Genomic DNA, 14,619 nt, shown 5'->3' on the forward strand with positions numbered 1-14,619 from the left:
TGCGGTAACTGTCCATACCACGGGTAGATGAAAGTCTCCGTCATAGGAAGCGGTTACGTCGGAACCACCGTCGCCGTCTGTCTCGCCGAACTCGGTCACGAGGTCGTCAACGTCGACATAGACGGGGATACTGTCGCGTCGATGAACAACGGCGTCGCGCCTATACACGAACCGCGACTCGGCGAACTCGTTGAGGAACATGCCGAAAGCGGGGCACTGCGCGCGACGACCGAGTACGACGCCGTCCGTGAGACGGACGTAACTCTCATCTGTCTCCCGACCCCCTCGCGCGACGACGGAGCCGTAGACACCTCGGTTGTCGAGGAAGGCGCGCGGTCGGTCGGCGAAGCGCTCGCGGGGAAGGACGGCTACCACGTCGTCGGCGTAAAGAGCACCGTCGTTCCGGGTACGGTTGAGGATGCCGTCGTCCCTGCCGTTGAGGAAGCATCGGACAGGAGCGTCGGCGACGGCTTCGGTGTCGTGTCGAACCCCGAGTTTCTGCGCGAAGGTACCGCAGTCGACGACTTCCTCGACCCCGACAAGGTCGTTGTAGGCGCTTCGGACGGACGTGCGCGCGATGTCCTACGCCGACTCTACGAACCGCTTCTCGAACGTTCCGACGCGGAGTACGTCGAAACGGGTGTGCGCGAGGCGGAGACGATAAAGTACGCCAACAACGCCTTCCTCGCCTCGAAGCTCTCCGTCGTCAACGAGATAGCCAACGTCTGTAAGGAAGCGGGTGTCGACTCGTACGAGGTCATGGACGCGGTGGGTATCGACCACCGTATATCGTCGTCGTTCACCCGCTCCGGACTCGGATGGGGAGGGTCGTGCCTCACCGGGGACGAGCGTGTAATCGTGAAGGACAACGGCGAGACGGAACATACGACCCTCGCGGAGTTCTACGGCGAGTACGCCGCGAACGACGAACTCGACGATGTGTCGGTGCTGAGCCGTGGTGACGACGGTTCGTGGGCGTTCAAGCCCGTTGTCGCGGCGACGCGGCGTGAGTACGACGGCGAACTCCACACGTTCCACACGAGCATGAACAAGACCGTCACCGTCACGCACGACCACCCGATGCTAACCGTCGAGAACGGCGAAACCGTCGTGTGTGAAGCGCGTGACCTCTCCGAGGGCGACGCGCTACCGGTCCTCGACAGCATCCCCGAAGACTCCGTCGGAGCCTTCGATCTGATCGGGTACGCCGAAGGGTCGTCCGATTTCGACGAGGACTCCGTCTACCTGAAGCCGACGGTCGACCTCAAAGAACACAAGGACGAACTCCGTGACGCTCTCTCCGAGTACAACGAGGCGTTCGGCTACGACAGGGTCCACGAGTTTGTCCGTAACGGATACCTGAGTCTTGACGCCTTCCTCGCCGCCGAGGACGAACTGCCGCTCTGTAGGACAGACGTTGCGTTGTACACGACGGTGGGTGGAGGGCAGACGTACGTTCCCGCTGTTCTCGACGCCGACGAGGATTTCTGGAGGTTTATCGGGTACTACATCAGCGAAGGACACGTCGCTGACGACGACTCCGGTCACGGCTCCAAGACTCGTCGCCGTGTCTTCCTCAGCTTCCATCCTTCGGATGAGCAAGAGTACGTCGAAGACGTCACGTCGTATCTTGACCGTATCGGTGTGCGCCACAAGACGCGGACGAAGGAGACGACGACGGATATCGAGGTATCGAGCCGCGTTCTCGCGGGCTTTCTCGAACATATCGGCTGTGGAACCGACTCTTACACGGCGCGGATTCCGGACGCGGCGTACGACGAACCCGCCCAAAACCGTCTCGCTCTCCTCTCCGGACTGTTCCGCGGTGACGGACACGTTGAGTACACGAACCATTCGAACGCCGTCGTTTACGACTACGGCTCCGTGAGTGAGGAGCTGATACAGGGTATGCAGGTTCTCCTCCACAGCCTCGGTATCGTTCCGAGCTATAAGTCATCGCGTTCCGAGAAGTCGACGCAGATGGCGCATTTCCTCCGGGTTAGTTCGAAGGGGCAGGTCGCCGCGCTGAAGGATATCTATCTCCCGTCTGAACGCGAGAGGATAGAACGACGGCTGAACAGCTACGACCGCGAGGTCGCACCGATGGGGTACGCCGCGGACGGAGGGATGACAACCGTAAGCGTGCGCGATACCGTGGTCGAGGAGGAGACGACGGACGTATACTCACTCGAAGTCGAAGATAGCCACAACTTCGTGACGACCGATGGACTCGTCGTCCACAACTGCTTCCCCAAGGATGTCGATGCTCTCCGTTCGTTCGCGCGTTCCGAGGGCTACGAAACCGAGCTACTCGACGCCGTCGTGGACGTAAACGACAGACAGGCGCACCGCGCGGTCGAACTCCTGCGTAGACACGTCGAACTCGACGGTGCGCGTGTCGCTGTACTTGGACTTGCGTTCAAGCCACAGACGGATGACGTCCGTAACTCGCGTGCGCTCGACGTTATACGGCTCCTCGACGAACGGGGCGCTGACGTTGTCGCATACGACCCCGAGGCGACCGAGAACGCGCGTAGAGCTTTGGACATTGACGTGGAGTACGCCGACTCGGCGCAAGACGCGGTTGAAGACGCCGCCGGTATCGTGATAGCCACCGACTGGGACGAGTTCGAGGGGATCGACGCGTCGGGTGCGGTCGTCGTCGACGGAAGACGTGTAGAGGTGAGGAACGCCGAGGTCTACGAAGGTCTGTGTTGGTAGTCAGTCGTCGGTGAGAACGCCGGGAAGGAACCTGTCCTCGTGCGCCTCGACACGTTCGCGTACGCCGTCGCGGGTCAACGTCTCCAACGTCTGTCGTATCCCCTCTTCGAGCGTGTGACGTTGTCCACCCACGAGGTCGAGGAAGGCGTCGTTCTCCATCTCCATCTTGTGCTCCTCGTCCTCCTCGCGCGGGTTCTCGTAATGCTTCACCTCGGCGTCGAGACCGAATTCGTCGCCGACCTCGCTTATCGTCTCCGCAAGGTCGACGATAGCGACGGGGCGCGTCACCTGATTGTAGACTCCTTTCGATGCGTCAGGCGGCGGTGACCGACAACGGTTCGTTCGTCGCGGGTCTTAGCAGGTACTTTGACCTGATCTGGGAGCATGAGAGCACCGAAACCGACGGTGTGTCAGGGTCGCCGTTCTGAATCATAGCCTCTGTCTCCGGAGACCACATACCACACTTCCTATCATCCTATACGTACCGTCCACAGGAGTTAATTGTGTGTAGAACCTACACATAATTGCGATGCCGGAGGAAAAGAAGCGCGTCGACTTCAACGCGGACGTCTCGGTCATTGAAAGCGCCGACAGCATCACTGAGGTAACCAACGATACCCGAACCGACTTCATTATCGACGCCATCAAAAACGAAATCAGGAAGCTCAGGAACGATGAAGACTTCCGTCAGGAAGTAGTCGACGCGTACTACGACGGCCGTATCGACCACAGTATAGCCGAGGATATACTCGGGGTCGAAGAGGCAACACGGATGAAACTCCTGAAGGAGTCCATCGATAGAACACCACCGGAACCCCAACTTGAAGACAGTGTTCCAACGGATGAGGAGTTCTACGACGGCAAGGTACCGACATGGAAACCGGACGAGAGGTCCAAGTCGGCGAGCGAGGGAACGTAGACCGGAGGATGGCAGGGAAAGCCGTCGCAGTTGTTGATACCAACGTCCTGCTGAACCTCGCGATCCCGGTCGTCGACAACCGCTCGAAAGCACCCACCGGAGAGGATCCGTTCAAGACTCTGCTTGTTTCCTACGACATACATGTACCAGACAGCGTGCTCGGGGAGGTCACCGACGCCTCCGGGGGCGACGATCTTCTCTCCCAAGCCGCAAAACTCGTGCTCCGAGCGGCGGACAGCCTGACAACCCATGATGTACGTGATGAGGTGGGAGAACCGGTTGACTACGGACTTGACCGGGGTGAGTCAGAAGCGATCTGGCTGACGAACAACCGTAACGTGGACTTCTTGATCACCGACGATTTCGGCTCGACAAAATACCTCTTGCTCAACCTCGCGCTTGAAGATCGGAACAAGCTGTTTACGACCCCTCATATACTCTGTACCCTCGCCGCCGACGGTGCTCTTCATCCCGAGTACGTGGAAGAGGCTCTCACCTACTACTTCGAAACGAAATCTTGGGACGGGAAGTACGTGGGTCTGCTCCGAGAAAGATACTTACGCTGAGAGGGTTGGAGACCGGCAAGACCTCTTGGAATGGAGTTAACCTTTGAGAAATGTCTTCCTAGAGAATTTCAATTCATAATCCCCTTCCCTTTGTGCGTCAGCTAAGACGACATAGCAGTAACCACTACATGTTGGGGGCAATAGACGAAGACAGAGGTGGTATTTTCAGCAGACCCGGCTCAGAACATTTGATAGCCCCTCTAAAAACTTCTAAAGAACAAATTCCTCTGCCCAAGCGGTGGCTTTCGCCGTATTACATAATACAGCTAATGTAGTATGTATACATGAGTCGCCGGAACAGATTCCCTGACACTGTCTGTCAGGGCATACTGTCGGGGAAGGGTCCAAGACAGCCGTCCAAGACATCTCGTTAGGTAGACGTACGGCTAGGCGTACGGACACGTACGCCGCGGCGCGTTTGTTCTAGACAAGGTATCCTACACAGACTGTCTATATAGTGGGTAATGGAGGAGGTTTTCCGCCGACACCCTGACAGTAGACGGTGACGGACAGTGTCAGGATGTTCATATGGTGACAGCCACTGTCACCTTCAGCGAACCTCACGATTAGTTCCCCGTACGTTTCACGAGCTCCTCCAGCTTCCCGCGTCGGCTCTCGTCCTTGGGACGTACGAGAGCGCGTCCACCGTCCAGCTTTACCCACATTACTTCTCCGTCGGACAGGTCCATCGCCTTGTCACACGCGCGGTGTACCTTCTTTGTAGATATCTGTGAAGGTTTGTCGGCATCTAGGTCGAGATGCTGGTAGAACATCCGTTTCATACTCTCACTGACGAACCAGATGTCTCCGACCACGCGCTCACTAGACCAGCCGTCGAAGTTCCTCAGGAGTAGGACAGCCCAGGCTTCTCTCGGTGTTACTTCGTCGTCCTCCTGTAGCTGACGTATACTCATCTTCGAGAGCCGGTCGAAGCGCGAGAGGCTCTCGGCGTGTACCTCTAGCTCAAGTTCTTCTACTCTTGTCTCTAGATCCGTCCAGCCGTTGTTCCGGTCGTACTCGTCGAGTGTATCGCACGGCGTCTCCTTTACCGAGGCGCGTACCTTTCCGAGCTGTTTTCCGTGTGCATTTACCTCCATCTTAGTCTCGTCGAGCCTGCTTCGTAGTTGCTCAGTATCGTTGAGGAGGTTTCTGACGACGGCGGAGAGGACGGCGTTACGTCGTTCTAGACGTTCGAGGCGTCTCTGGAGGCTGTTTCCGTTTTCGGCGAGAGTGGACTTACTCATCGCCGCCCTCCACTTCTGCATATCTAAGGACGTGGTACTCACCTCGCGTACGTACAGCGGGAGTAGCTGTCTGTTTCGCCGTATCACGCCTCGTGATTAGGCGTCCCTCAACGACGGCTTCTTCAGCAACTCCAGGCGACCGTTCGTGTGAATGGTCTGGGTAACAGTCTGGGCAGTATACCTCGTCTACTCTCCAATTCTTGTTGAGGTGGAACCGGGCGATTACGTCTGTACCTTTGCGGATACGTGCGTTGCACTCGGAGCAACGTGCGTGTTGGTTTGGTTGGGCGACAGGTAGACCGTCGAAGGTTTGGAGGAGGAGCTCGTTCATCGACTGTCTCCCCCAGCTGGCGGTTCGCTGTCTGTCGGTACTACTTTGCCTGTGTATATATTAGCTAGCATTGCTTCGGTGCTCCCGAAGCGCGGGTGGGGCGCTGCAACGCCCTGCCCATTCTAACTGAAATGGGGCGACCACGCTTCAAACAGTACAAATGGCTATATCCTACTTATACTTAACGGATAGTTAGGGTAGATAGTAAATACGACTATGACGGGAAGTATTAATTACTACTATACGTGTTATAATTCGTAAATGGGAATAAGGGTAGACGAGAACATGGAAAAAGTTCTCGACGAATTCGCCCAGAAAGGCAACTTAACCACCGGCGCAATAGTGGAGTTTACAGGCTTATCTAGACCGACAATAACCAAGAGACTAGACAGATTGTACGCAGCTGATCATATTGAATACCTACACGAACCGACTGCTCTCTGGCGTCTTACTGACGATCCCCGAAATGAATAAAACTCTCCTACCACCTGGACAGCGATGAAGTTCGAGGAAATAAGGAGACAGCTGGAGAGGTTCGGTGAGGTAGTAGCTTCCGGAGAAGATGGAGACATAGTCTTCACCATAGAGAGGTCATTCAAACGAGCACAAACCATCGAACGTCTCGCGACACTTGTCGACAATACGCCGAAAGCTGAGATGGTCATAACAGGGAACAGGTCTTCGGACGCTGTTGTAATGGTTCGAATCCCCTACGGTGCATTCGAGACTGTACCGCCGTACTTCGAAGACGAGGTGTGAAAAAACCCGATATGGGGTCGTCGGCGTATTTCAATTGGCGGTGTTCAGATAAGAATCGAAGGCGAGATTGGGACGTTGTGAGATGGTCTTCTTCGAAACCGCGTTCCGTGTCCGGATGTTTGAGTGGCTAATCTGTGTCAGAACCATTCCATCCATGTCCTGCGAAAACAGCTTATCTGAACGCTACCGCTCTAATCACTCTACCACTCGTGCTATGCTGGTATCGTATGTCCGACCGGACTTCCCTACAGCCCTTCTACAGAAAGCCTATTTTGCCCGACGTTGTTTCCCAGGATACGATGGGTGTCTACGATAGGATTGAGTTTGACGAAGACCTGGATATCGAACTACCGGGGTTCGAAGGCGACCCTTCGGAGATAGTCTGGCAGACAAAGTCTCTAAAGGAACCGCTGCTTGAGAAGTACCGCGTCTCCGAGGACGGACGGCTTTTGAAGGAGGAGGTGGAGTACGAGGAGGTCGAAGGCGAGGAACGGGAGACCCTTGGCGACCTACCCAACCTCCCGAAGAGGCAGAAGGTACATCTCGGCTGGTCGGACGTTGAGTACCACGGAATATTCGAGTTCCATCGGATTGTCGACGATGAGTACCGAAGCTTCGAGGCTAAGTTTACTGATGGAAAACTAGTCGAGATTACCCGGTCGGAGTGAGACTCATAGACTTCTAGGATGTCCTTTCTTTCAGTGTCGTTCTGAGCTCGTCGATGTGTTCGTAGTAGTACGCCAAAGCGGTATGAACGTCGCTGAGGGAGAGGTCGGGGTATAGCTGCGTTATTTCGTCGGGGTCATATCCGCTATGCTCGTACGCTACGGCGATATCCACCACCCGTATCCCTGTCCCTTCTAGGGTTGGTGCTCCGTTACTGTGTTCCTCTTCCTGTACTATCTTCATACGATATACTCCGTGCGTGAGGCTTATTAAGACACCGACGATGGATTTGGTTTTTATCCGCGGTCTTGACCCCGAGGAGGTCGCGGGTATACTGTCTTCCGAGACGGCGGTATGGATACTGATGATGACAGCCACCTATTCGTAGATGAGGTGGACCTACTCGTCGATGTTACCACAACCCGTCGGTCCGTAGCAATTCCGTTGTCGGAGGCGGATTTCGAGGACGAAGAGCTGCCCCGAGATAGCCATGTGAAACCTTGGACGATCGTCACCACGTTAACCAGTGGAGTAGCTGAAGAGGCAGATGGCTTCCTCGGTGTATCTGCTGAGTAGTCCGTGACCTAGCGCCCATAGTTTGGAGAGCTATCCGTAGGAAAGGCATCCGGATACCCGAAACCGATGAATTAAAACAAGGGTATAAGGGTGACTTTAGCGGGCGTCTGTTCCGGAAGAGTCCGTCGAGAGACTCAAACGGTATCTCATGGAGTTGTCGTAGCGAGATGCTCAGTCCGTGAAGGTTGAGTTAGCCGTCTACGGAACAGTACTCTGGAGTTTGATTATCCAAAGTATTATACTTTGCCTGTCTGTTGTATCAGTATGCCTGAGTTCGTAAACCGAGAGAAAGAGCTTGAACTTCTACGAGAACTCTATAACTCCGACGAGCCCGAGCTAGCCGTAATCTACGGACGCCGTCGTCTCGGTAAGACCGCTCTCGTCAAAAAATCCGTCGAGGAGCGCGACGACGTCGTGGTATTTCAGGCGCGACAGAAGACCAGCACACTACAGCTGAGACAGTTCATCGACGTAGCCTCCGACTCCTATCCCGGGCTGACTAAGATACGCGAAGACTGGGAGCCTGTCCTTAGTTACCTCGCCGAACAAGACGGTATCGTGGTACTTGACGAGTTCCCGTATCTCGTCGAACAGGACGAAAGCCTGCCCTCGGTCGTACAGGCACTCTTCGACCACGAACTCAACGGCTCATCGGCGACGTTCGTACTCCTCGGCTCGTCGATAAGCATGATGGAGGAAGTAGCCCTCCTCGGAAACAGCCCTCTGTACGGACGCCCGTCGCTCAAGCTTGACATCAGACAGCTTCAGTTCGGCGCGGCGACCGAGTTCTTCGCCGACGGATACAGCCCTGAGGAACAGGTTTTCGCATGGGGTATCTTCGGGGGTGTTCCGTACTACCTCGAAGAACTCTCGCCCGACCGTTCTCTGGGTGAAAACGTACGGCGAAACATACTGTCACGCCACGGAACTCTACACGACGAACCCGACTATGTACTGCGGATGGAGCTTAAAGAACCGACGCGGTACTTTTCGATACTCGAAGCTATATCAGCAGGGAATACGAGCCGAAACGAAATCGCAAACTCGACCGGGATAGAGTACAACCAGCTTTCGAAGTACCTCGACCGACTCTCGCGGCTACGGTTGGTTGACCGTCACGTGCCGGTTACGGAAGAAAAGGAGCGGAGTAAACGGAGCCGGTACCTCATCCGCGACCCGTTCTTCCGTTTCTGGTTCCGTTTCGTGTACGGTGCCGGCGACCGATACGAAGCTCTCGGCGAGGACGCGTACCACGAAATCGTGGAACCCAAGCTGGCGGACTTCGTTAGCCGCTCGTTCGAGGAGCTTTGCTGTACCGGGGTTCGAGGCTTGTATCCGGAGTACACGTTTACCGACGTAGGTGGATGGTGGTACGGTGAACACGAGATAGACGTCGTCGGTTTCACGAAGGAAGGGACGCTGGTACTCGGAGAGTGCAAGTTTCAGGACTCGAAGCAGGGATACGGTTCGTTTTCGAAGCTTCAGGAACACGCGGGGGAGCTACGGTGGACTCCGGAAGGTTCTGGTGAAAGAGACGAAGAGTACGCGCTTTTTTCGCGAAGCGGCTTCAAAAACTCCGTGGAGGAAGCGGAAAGGGAACGTGACGACCTACGCCTATTTACGGTTGAAGACGTCGTTAGCACGCTGAACGGTAACTGAGAGAACGTCTGTCGCACATAAAATCTACCGCGGGACCGAGCAGGCAGGACGATACCGTGTGTCCTTAGCCTGTTCGCGTTCCCAAGCGCCGCGGATATCCGTCCGCTTTTTAACCGACGAAACGGACGTATCCGTATGACCGCACCGCAACCCAACGTCGTCGGGAGGCTACGATGGTAGACGTCGCCCTGTCGGTTACGCGTCTCCTCGTGGCACTCTTCCTCGTACTGCTCAACGGCTTCTTCGTAGCGTCGGAGTTCGCGTTCGTACGTGTCCGCGCGACCGCCGTCGAACGCCTCGTCGAGGAAGGGCGCAGGGGTTCCGCGACGTTACAGGAGGTGATGGACAGCCTCGACGACTACCTCGCCACGACACAGCTGGGCATCACGATAGCGTCGCTCGGTCTCGGGTGGGTCGGCGAACCCGCCGTCGCGTCGCTCATCGAACCCGTCGTCTCGCCGTTGCTTCCCGCGGACGCCGTGCACCTCGTCGCTTTCGCTCTCGGATTCGGCTTCATTACGTTCCTCCACGTCGTCTTCGGCGAGCTCGCGCCCAAGACGGTCGCAATCGCAGAAGCCGAACGTCTGTCGCTTTTCGTCGCGCCGCCCATGAAGTTCTTCTACCTCCTGTTCTACCCCGGACTCGTCGTCTTCAACGGAACGGCGAACGGCTTCACGTCGCTCTTCGGCGTGCCGCCCGCATCGGAGACGGAGGAGACGCTCGAAGAGCGTGAGATACGCCGCGTCCTCGCGCGTTCGGGCGAGGAGGGGCACGTCGACACCGTCGAGGTCGACATGATAGAGAGCGTCTTCGAACTTGACGACATCGTCGTCCGCGAAGTTATGGTACCCCTACCCGACGTCGTGAGCGTGCCCGCGGACGCGTCGCTCGCCGAACTCACGAAGACCGTCCTGGATGAAGGACATACGCGGTACCCCGTCGTCGCCTCCGACGACCCCAACGACGTCGTCGGCTTCGTCGACGCAAAGGATATCCTGCGCGCGACCGCGAAGTTGGACGAAGACACGACGGCGGAAGGGAGCAACACAACCGCGGAAGACATCGCACGCGGGATCGTCGTCGTGCCTGAGACGACGACCGTAAACGACCTCCTCCTCCGGTTCCGCGAGGAACACCAGCAGATGGCTGGGATCGTCGATGAGTGGGGTTCTTTCGAAGGTATAGCGACCGTTGAGGATACCGTCGAGGCGGTCGTCGGCGACCTGCGCGACGGGTTCGATGTCGATGAACGCGAACCCGGTGTACGCGAAACCGAGGACGGCTACGAGGTCGACGGCGGCGTCTCCCTTTCGGCTGTCAACGACCAACTCGGCGCGCGGTTCGAGAGCGAGGGTTTTGAGACGGTCGGCGGTTACGTACTCGACCGTCTAAGCCGCGTCCCTGAGGTCGGCGACACCGTAGAGACACCCGGACACGTCGTCGAGGTCACGTGCGTCGACGGCGCGCGCGTCTCCGAGGTCGTCGTCCGAGGGAAAGAAGGATCCGACGGATAGCTCAGTCGTCGGATAGGCGTTCCTCACGCCTCTTCCGGCTCAGCTTCTCCCATATCTCGGCGCATCCCGCACCGTCGTCGAGTTCGTCGAAGGAGTCTTGACCGCTGTCGCCCTTCTCGTTACCGTCTGTCATCGGTTACTGTACGCGCGCTACGTACATTAAACCCTCGTTCGCGGAAATACTCGCCGTCCGTCTCCGATCCGTATCCCTTTAAATCAAGGGGGACGTTTTGCTTCCATGGGTCTACTCGACAAGTTCACAGGGGATGATGGACCGAGCGTCGCCTTCGTCGGCATCGACGGCGTACCGGCGCGGGTTCTACGCGACGGTATAGAACGCGGCTTCACACCTAACATCGCCGAGATAGCCGAGAACGGGACGTTCGCGGGAATCGACTCTACGGTACCCCCGGAATCAAGCGCGTGTTGGCCTGCGATGACGACAGGGACGAACCCCGGAAAGACGGGCGTTCTCGGCTTTCAGGAGCGCAGGCAGGGTAGTTACGAGACGTACGTCCCTCTGTCGCAACACGTCGACGGCGAACGCGTCTGGAACGTCGTGGGCGATGCGGGAGAGCGCTCCGTCGTCCTCAACGTTCCCGTGACGTACGAACCCGAGGACATCGAAGGGACGCTCGTATCCGGCTTCCTGACGCCGACGGTCGACGACGCCTCCGCCGACGAACGCGTCGTAGAGTACCTCAAGTCATCGGACTACCGTATCGACACCGACGCGTCGTTGGGGCACGAGGACAAGCGCGAGTTTCTCGACGACGCTTACGAGACGCTCGAATCCCGAGAGGACTCCTTCCACCAGTTCATGGACGAGGACTGGTCTCTGTTCTGGGGCGTCGTGATGGAGACCGACCGCGTCAACCATTTCCTTTACGAGGACTACGACCGCGACGGAGAGCTCGCCGACGAGTTCGTCGAGTTCTACGAACGCGTCGACGAGGTGATAGGCGGTATACGTGAACGTCTCGACGACGAGACGGTGCTCATAATCGCGGCGGATCACGGATTCTGTACGCTCGACTACGAGGTCGACCTCAACGCGTGGCTTCGGCGTGAGGGCTGGATGTCGCTCCCTGACGACGGCGACTCGCTCGACGACATCGAAGGCGGTACACGCGCCTACTCGCTCATACCCGGACGTTTCTACATCAATCTCGAAGGACGCGAACCGCGCGGCACCGTCTCCGAGGACGAGTACGACGACGCACGCGACGAACTCGCCGACGAACTCCGCGCGCTCGAAGACCCCGACGGCGAGCCGGTCGTCGAACGTGTCGTGCGCAGAGAGGACGCCTACGACGGCGACAGCTACGAACGCACGCCCGACCTCGTCGCCATACCGACGCGCGGACACGACCTCAAGGCGGGCTTCGACGCCGATGCGGAGGTATTTTCGAAAGGCGCGCGCAACGGCATGCATACGTTCGACGACGCCGCGTTCCTCGTTGAGGGCGCGGACGTGGACGCGACCGACGCCGACATACTCGACGTAGCGCCGACCGTCCTCGACCTTCTGGATATCGACGCGCCTGAACCGACCGACGGCGAGACTCTGGTTCAGTAGGAAGGTTTAGCTCGTCGAACGATGTGTCGATACCCTTCCCCGCGAGGTCGGAGAAGTCCTCGGGGTCGTCCGACGTGAGACGTAGAACGACGTCCGTGAAGCTCTCGCTCTCTTCCTTCCTGCTCCTCAGACGTTCGTACGCCTCGTCGGTCAGCGAGATGTTCTTACTGACCATATACGTACAGGTACACAGACCTCGGTCAAAAGGCTGTTGTCACATATACCCGAGATCGCGGAGACGCTCCATCAGATCCTCCTTGTCCTGCGCTCGTCCCGCACGCTCGGTCGTTCCTTCGAGATCCTGTAGCCATGCGGGTTCCTGCGCGCTCTTCTCGGTCGAAACCTCGCTACCCAGCGAACGGAACCCCTCGAAGTACTTGGGCGAGACGGGCACGTCGTCCTGCGTGATACCTACGGGAAGGTCGTCGTAGCCCTGCGGCACGTAGCCCTCGTCGGGGTAGCCTTCGACCGTCTCGGGTACGACGTAGTTCCAGAACGCGTCCCAGACCGCCTCCTCGTCGAACTGGAGAATCGGGTGGATACGATCGTGGGGCGGGTAGATGTCGGGGTCGTGGCGCGGCGAAAAGAAGGTCTCGTCCTCGCGCGCCTCCTGTTCGTCCCACCGGACGCCCGAAATGATGCCGTCGATTCCGTGCTCTTCGATAGCGTTGTTGAGCGGCACGGTCTTGAGAAGATGGTTGCCGACGTAAGTGTCGAGGAGGAACGGGAACGTATCGTCCTCGTACTCCAGAATCTCGCGCACGTGGTGCTGGTTCTGTTCGTTGAGATCCTCGACACGTACCTCGTCGCCGGGTTCGTCGGCGAGTTCGCGCACGTCGTTGTTGCGTGCATAGACGACGTTGATGCCCCACTCGTCCGCCCATTTCTCGACGAAGCCTATGATGTCGTCGAAGTGCTGGAAATGGTCGATAAAGACCGCCGTCGGCGTGTCGAATCCGTACTCGTCGGCGACCTCCTTTATGAAGTAGAGTGTGAGCGTTGAGTCCTTTCCCCCCGTCCACATAACGGCGGGGTTGTCGTACTCCTCCAGACCCTTCGTCGTCACCTCTATCGCCTTCTGCATCTTACGGTCGAGCGTCGTGTAGTCGCTCGGCGACTCACCTTCTCCGTCGGTGTACTCCACGTCGACGTACTCCGGGAAGCCTTCTGACATGCGGCTACGTACCTCGTGGTTCGACAAGAATCTGGCGTCTTGGACTACCGACAGATTCACGTTCGACAAGACGGTGGTCAGGTACATGACGGATGTCGGAGGGGTCGACGCTGTCAGGGCGGTTCAGGATATCCTCCCACCCGCGGTGCGTGACGTCTTTGTTGTCGTCACCCATCTCGGAGACCCCGTCTTACTCGGTCTCCTTGTCGTCGGCTTCTACTACACGCGGCGTGACGAAACGGGGGGCTTCGTCTTCGGTCTCGCCACCGGGGCGGTCGGTCTCACCGCGGGACTCAAGGGTGCCATAGCGCGCCCCCGACCGCCGACAGGGTTACACGCCGTTGCGGAGTCGGGGTACGCGTTACCGAGCGGTCACGCTCTTGGCTCCACCGTCGTACTGTTCGCGCTCGCGGAGACGGTCGATGTCGCAAGCCGTCGCGCCCGTTACGCAGTCGCGGCGGTCACCGTCGGTCTCGTCGCACTGTCGCGCGTCGCTATCGGCGTACATTTCCCCGTCGATGTCGTCGCGGGCGTCGCCGTCGGGGGTGTCTACCTCGCCGTCGTCAGCTACGACGGCTACGACGCCGAGATCGCCTTCTCCGCCGCGGTTACTGTCGCCACCATCGGCGTCGCACTCGGCTCCGAATACCGTCTCGCAGAAGCCGTCGGTATACCCCTCGGCGGCTACGTCGCCTACCACGCCGTCGCCGACAGGTACGACTTCGCCGACCTACTGACCGACGGAGACGCCGTCCTCGTCGCACTACTCCCCGCCGTTGCTCTGGGTATGGTACTCCCGGCTGGGACGGCGACACTCGCCGAGACGGGCGTGTACGCTACCGCGACCGCCGGCGTCTTCCTCGCGCCTCATGCCATGGAGAGGGTGCGCCAGTGGTTGTAGGTACGCGCCG

16 protein-coding genes and 2 pseudogenes are annotated in these 14,619 nt (G+C 58.2%); 11 read left to right on the forward strand and 7 right to left on the reverse strand.

Translation table 11 applies throughout. The features are described 5' to 3' along the window. The first annotated feature begins 27 nt into the window (after positions 1 to 27). Positions 28 to 2,721: a nucleotide sugar dehydrogenase gene (locus tag EGH25_RS04640; protein WP_276591915.1), complete on the forward strand. Its 2,694-nt coding sequence runs from the start codon at positions 28 to 30 to the stop codon at positions 2,719 to 2,721. Here EGH25_RS04640 and EGH25_RS04650 read toward each other — a convergent pair. After that, a pseudogene (locus EGH25_RS04650) lies at positions 2,722 to 3,021 on the reverse strand (NAD-dependent epimerase/dehydratase family protein); the annotation flags it as partial. A 229-nt stretch (positions 3,022 to 3,250) separates the two neighbouring features. Here EGH25_RS04650 and EGH25_RS04655 point away from each other — a divergent pair. Further along, positions 3,251 to 3,640 (forward strand): hypothetical protein, encoded by a 390-nt coding sequence (locus tag EGH25_RS04655; protein WP_266086483.1) that lies wholly within the window; start codon positions 3,251 to 3,253, stop codon positions 3,638 to 3,640. Continuing rightward, positions 3,595 to 4,206, forward strand: a complete 612-nt coding sequence (locus EGH25_RS04660; protein WP_266086484.1) for a hypothetical protein — start codon at positions 3,595 to 3,597, stop codon at positions 4,204 to 4,206. Before EGH25_RS04655 ends, EGH25_RS04660 begins: the two co-directional genes overlap by 46 nt. A gap of 566 nt (positions 4,207 to 4,772) precedes the next feature. Here EGH25_RS04660 and EGH25_RS04665 read toward each other — a convergent pair. Both EGH25_RS04665 and EGH25_RS12365 read right to left on the reverse strand, forming a co-directional pair. After that, positions 4,773 to 5,450: a hypothetical protein gene (locus tag EGH25_RS04665; RefSeq protein WP_266086485.1), complete on the reverse strand. Its 678-nt coding sequence runs from the start codon at positions 5,448 to 5,450 to the stop codon at positions 4,773 to 4,775. After that, positions 5,443 to 5,781 (reverse strand): DUF8112 family protein, encoded by a 339-nt coding sequence (locus EGH25_RS12365; protein WP_476729811.1) that lies wholly within the window; start codon positions 5,779 to 5,781, stop codon positions 5,443 to 5,445. Before EGH25_RS12365 ends, EGH25_RS04665 begins: the two co-directional genes overlap by 8 nt. A 261-nt stretch (positions 5,782 to 6,042) precedes the next feature. Here EGH25_RS12365 and EGH25_RS04670 point away from each other — a divergent pair, with 261 nt between their 5' ends. From EGH25_RS04670 to EGH25_RS04680, 3 genes are all read left to right on the forward strand, one after another. Next, positions 6,043 to 6,255 (forward strand): MarR family transcriptional regulator, encoded by a 213-nt coding sequence (locus tag EGH25_RS04670; protein ID WP_266086486.1) that lies wholly within the window; start codon positions 6,043 to 6,045, stop codon positions 6,253 to 6,255. Between the two features lie 24 nt (positions 6,256 to 6,279). Beyond that, entirely contained in the window at positions 6,280 to 6,540 is a 261-nt protein-coding gene (locus EGH25_RS04675) for a hypothetical protein (RefSeq protein ID WP_266086487.1), read from the forward strand. Positions 6,541 to 6,767: 227 nt separating this feature from the next. After that, positions 6,768 to 7,208 (forward strand): hypothetical protein, encoded by a 441-nt coding sequence (locus EGH25_RS04680; protein ID WP_266086488.1) that lies wholly within the window; start codon positions 6,768 to 6,770, stop codon positions 7,206 to 7,208. Between the two features lie 13 nt (positions 7,209 to 7,221). Here the strand turns inward: EGH25_RS04680 and EGH25_RS04685 are convergent, their stop codons facing one another. Then, entirely contained in the window at positions 7,222 to 7,449 is a 228-nt protein-coding gene (locus EGH25_RS04685; RefSeq protein ID WP_266086489.1) for a DUF433 domain-containing protein, read from the reverse strand. Between the two features lie 111 nt (positions 7,450 to 7,560). On the opposite strand from EGH25_RS04685, the gene EGH25_RS04690 reads away from it, so the two are divergent. The 3 genes from EGH25_RS04690 (at position 7,561) to EGH25_RS04700 (ending at position 10,955) form a co-directional block, all read left to right on the forward strand. Further along, on the forward strand, positions 7,561 to 7,782 hold the full coding sequence (locus EGH25_RS04690; protein WP_266086490.1) for a hypothetical protein: 222 nt from the start codon (positions 7,561 to 7,563) through the stop codon (positions 7,780 to 7,782). 264 nt (positions 7,783 to 8,046) lie between these two features. Continuing rightward, the gene (locus EGH25_RS04695) at positions 8,047 to 9,441 is read left to right on the forward strand and encodes an ATP-binding protein (protein ID WP_266086491.1); all 1,395 of its coding nucleotides are present in this window, start codon (positions 8,047 to 8,049) and stop codon (positions 9,439 to 9,441) included. Positions 9,442 to 9,614: 173 nt separating this feature from the next. Then, a complete protein-coding gene (locus tag EGH25_RS04700; protein WP_266086492.1) occupies positions 9,615 to 10,955 on the forward strand; it encodes a hemolysin family protein in 1,341 nt (446 codons plus the stop codon). A gap of 1 nt (position 10,956) precedes the next feature. On the opposite strand, the gene EGH25_RS04705 is transcribed toward EGH25_RS04700, so the two are convergent. After that, a complete protein-coding gene (locus EGH25_RS04705; RefSeq protein WP_266086493.1) occupies positions 10,957 to 11,088 on the reverse strand; it encodes a hypothetical protein in 132 nt (43 codons plus the stop codon). A gap of 105 nt (positions 11,089 to 11,193) precedes the next feature. Here EGH25_RS04705 and EGH25_RS04710 point away from each other — a divergent pair, with 105 nt between their 5' ends. Beyond that, on the forward strand, positions 11,194 to 12,534 hold the full coding sequence (locus tag EGH25_RS04710) for an alkaline phosphatase family protein (protein WP_266086494.1): 1,341 nt from the start codon (positions 11,194 to 11,196) through the stop codon (positions 12,532 to 12,534). Positions 12,535 to 12,553: 19 nt separating this feature from the next. Here EGH25_RS04710 and EGH25_RS12285 read toward each other — a convergent pair. Further along, positions 12,554 to 12,709, reverse strand: a pseudogene (locus EGH25_RS12285) (antitoxin VapB family protein); the annotation flags it as partial. A gap of 39 nt (positions 12,710 to 12,748) precedes the next feature. Beyond that, the gene (locus EGH25_RS04720) at positions 12,749 to 13,708 is read right to left on the reverse strand and encodes a phosphoadenosine phosphosulfate reductase family protein (protein ID WP_266086495.1); all 960 of its coding nucleotides are present in this window, start codon (positions 13,706 to 13,708) and stop codon (positions 12,749 to 12,751) included. On the opposite strand from EGH25_RS04720, the gene EGH25_RS04725 reads away from it, so the two are divergent. Next, positions 13,707 to 14,609 (forward strand): phosphatase PAP2 family protein, encoded by a 903-nt coding sequence (locus EGH25_RS04725; RefSeq protein ID WP_266086496.1) that lies wholly within the window; start codon positions 13,707 to 13,709, stop codon positions 14,607 to 14,609. The genes EGH25_RS04720 and EGH25_RS04725 overlap by 2 nt on opposite strands. Positions 14,610 to 14,619: the final 10 nt, after the last annotated feature.

Origin of the sequence: Halorutilus salinus, from assembly GCF_026242195.1 — an archaeon.
Classification (GTDB): domain Archaea; phylum Halobacteriota; class Halobacteria; order Halobacteriales; family Halorutilaceae; genus Halorutilus; species Halorutilus salinus.

What these genes read in the sequence shown, in the direction of transcription:
- EGH25_RS04700 (WP_266086492.1), top strand. Translation starts at nt 9,615, where the DNA reads ATGGTAGACGTCGCCCTGTCGGTTACGCGTCTCCTCGTGGCACTCTTC.
- EGH25_RS12365 (WP_476729811.1), bottom strand. Translation starts at nt 5,781, where the DNA reads ATGAACGAGCTCCTCCTCCAAACCTTCGACGGTCTACCTGTCGCCCAA.
- EGH25_RS04725 (WP_266086496.1), top strand. Translation starts at nt 13,707, where the DNA reads ATGCGGCTACGTACCTCGTGGTTCGACAAGAATCTGGCGTCTTGGACT.
- EGH25_RS04665 (WP_266086485.1), bottom strand. Translation starts at nt 5,450, where the DNA reads ATGAGTAAGTCCACTCTCGCCGAAAACGGAAACAGCCTCCAGAGACGC.
- EGH25_RS04685 (WP_266086489.1), bottom strand. Translation starts at nt 7,449, where the DNA reads ATGAAGATAGTACAGGAAGAGGAACACAGTAACGGAGCACCAACCCTA.
- EGH25_RS04690 (WP_266086490.1), top strand. Translation starts at nt 7,561, where the DNA reads ATGGATACTGATGATGACAGCCACCTATTCGTAGATGAGGTGGACCTA.
- EGH25_RS04695 (WP_266086491.1), top strand. Translation starts at nt 8,047, where the DNA reads ATGCCTGAGTTCGTAAACCGAGAGAAAGAGCTTGAACTTCTACGAGAA.
- EGH25_RS04675 (WP_266086487.1), top strand. Translation starts at nt 6,280, where the DNA reads ATGAAGTTCGAGGAAATAAGGAGACAGCTGGAGAGGTTCGGTGAGGTA.
- EGH25_RS04705 (WP_266086493.1), bottom strand. Translation starts at nt 11,088, where the DNA reads ATGACAGACGGTAACGAGAAGGGCGACAGCGGTCAAGACTCCTTCGAC.
- EGH25_RS04670 (WP_266086486.1), top strand. Translation starts at nt 6,043, where the DNA reads ATGGGAATAAGGGTAGACGAGAACATGGAAAAAGTTCTCGACGAATTC.
- EGH25_RS04640 (WP_276591915.1), top strand. Translation starts at nt 28, where the DNA reads ATGAAAGTCTCCGTCATAGGAAGCGGTTACGTCGGAACCACCGTCGCC.
- EGH25_RS04655 (WP_266086483.1), top strand. Translation starts at nt 3,251, where the DNA reads ATGCCGGAGGAAAAGAAGCGCGTCGACTTCAACGCGGACGTCTCGGTC.
- EGH25_RS04720 (WP_266086495.1), bottom strand. Translation starts at nt 13,708, where the DNA reads ATGTCAGAAGGCTTCCCGGAGTACGTCGACGTGGAGTACACCGACGGA.
- EGH25_RS04710 (WP_266086494.1), top strand. Translation starts at nt 11,194, where the DNA reads ATGGGTCTACTCGACAAGTTCACAGGGGATGATGGACCGAGCGTCGCC.
- EGH25_RS04660 (WP_266086484.1), top strand. Translation starts at nt 3,595, where the DNA reads ATGGAAACCGGACGAGAGGTCCAAGTCGGCGAGCGAGGGAACGTAGAC.
- EGH25_RS04680 (WP_266086488.1), top strand. Translation starts at nt 6,768, where the DNA reads ATGTCCGACCGGACTTCCCTACAGCCCTTCTACAGAAAGCCTATTTTG.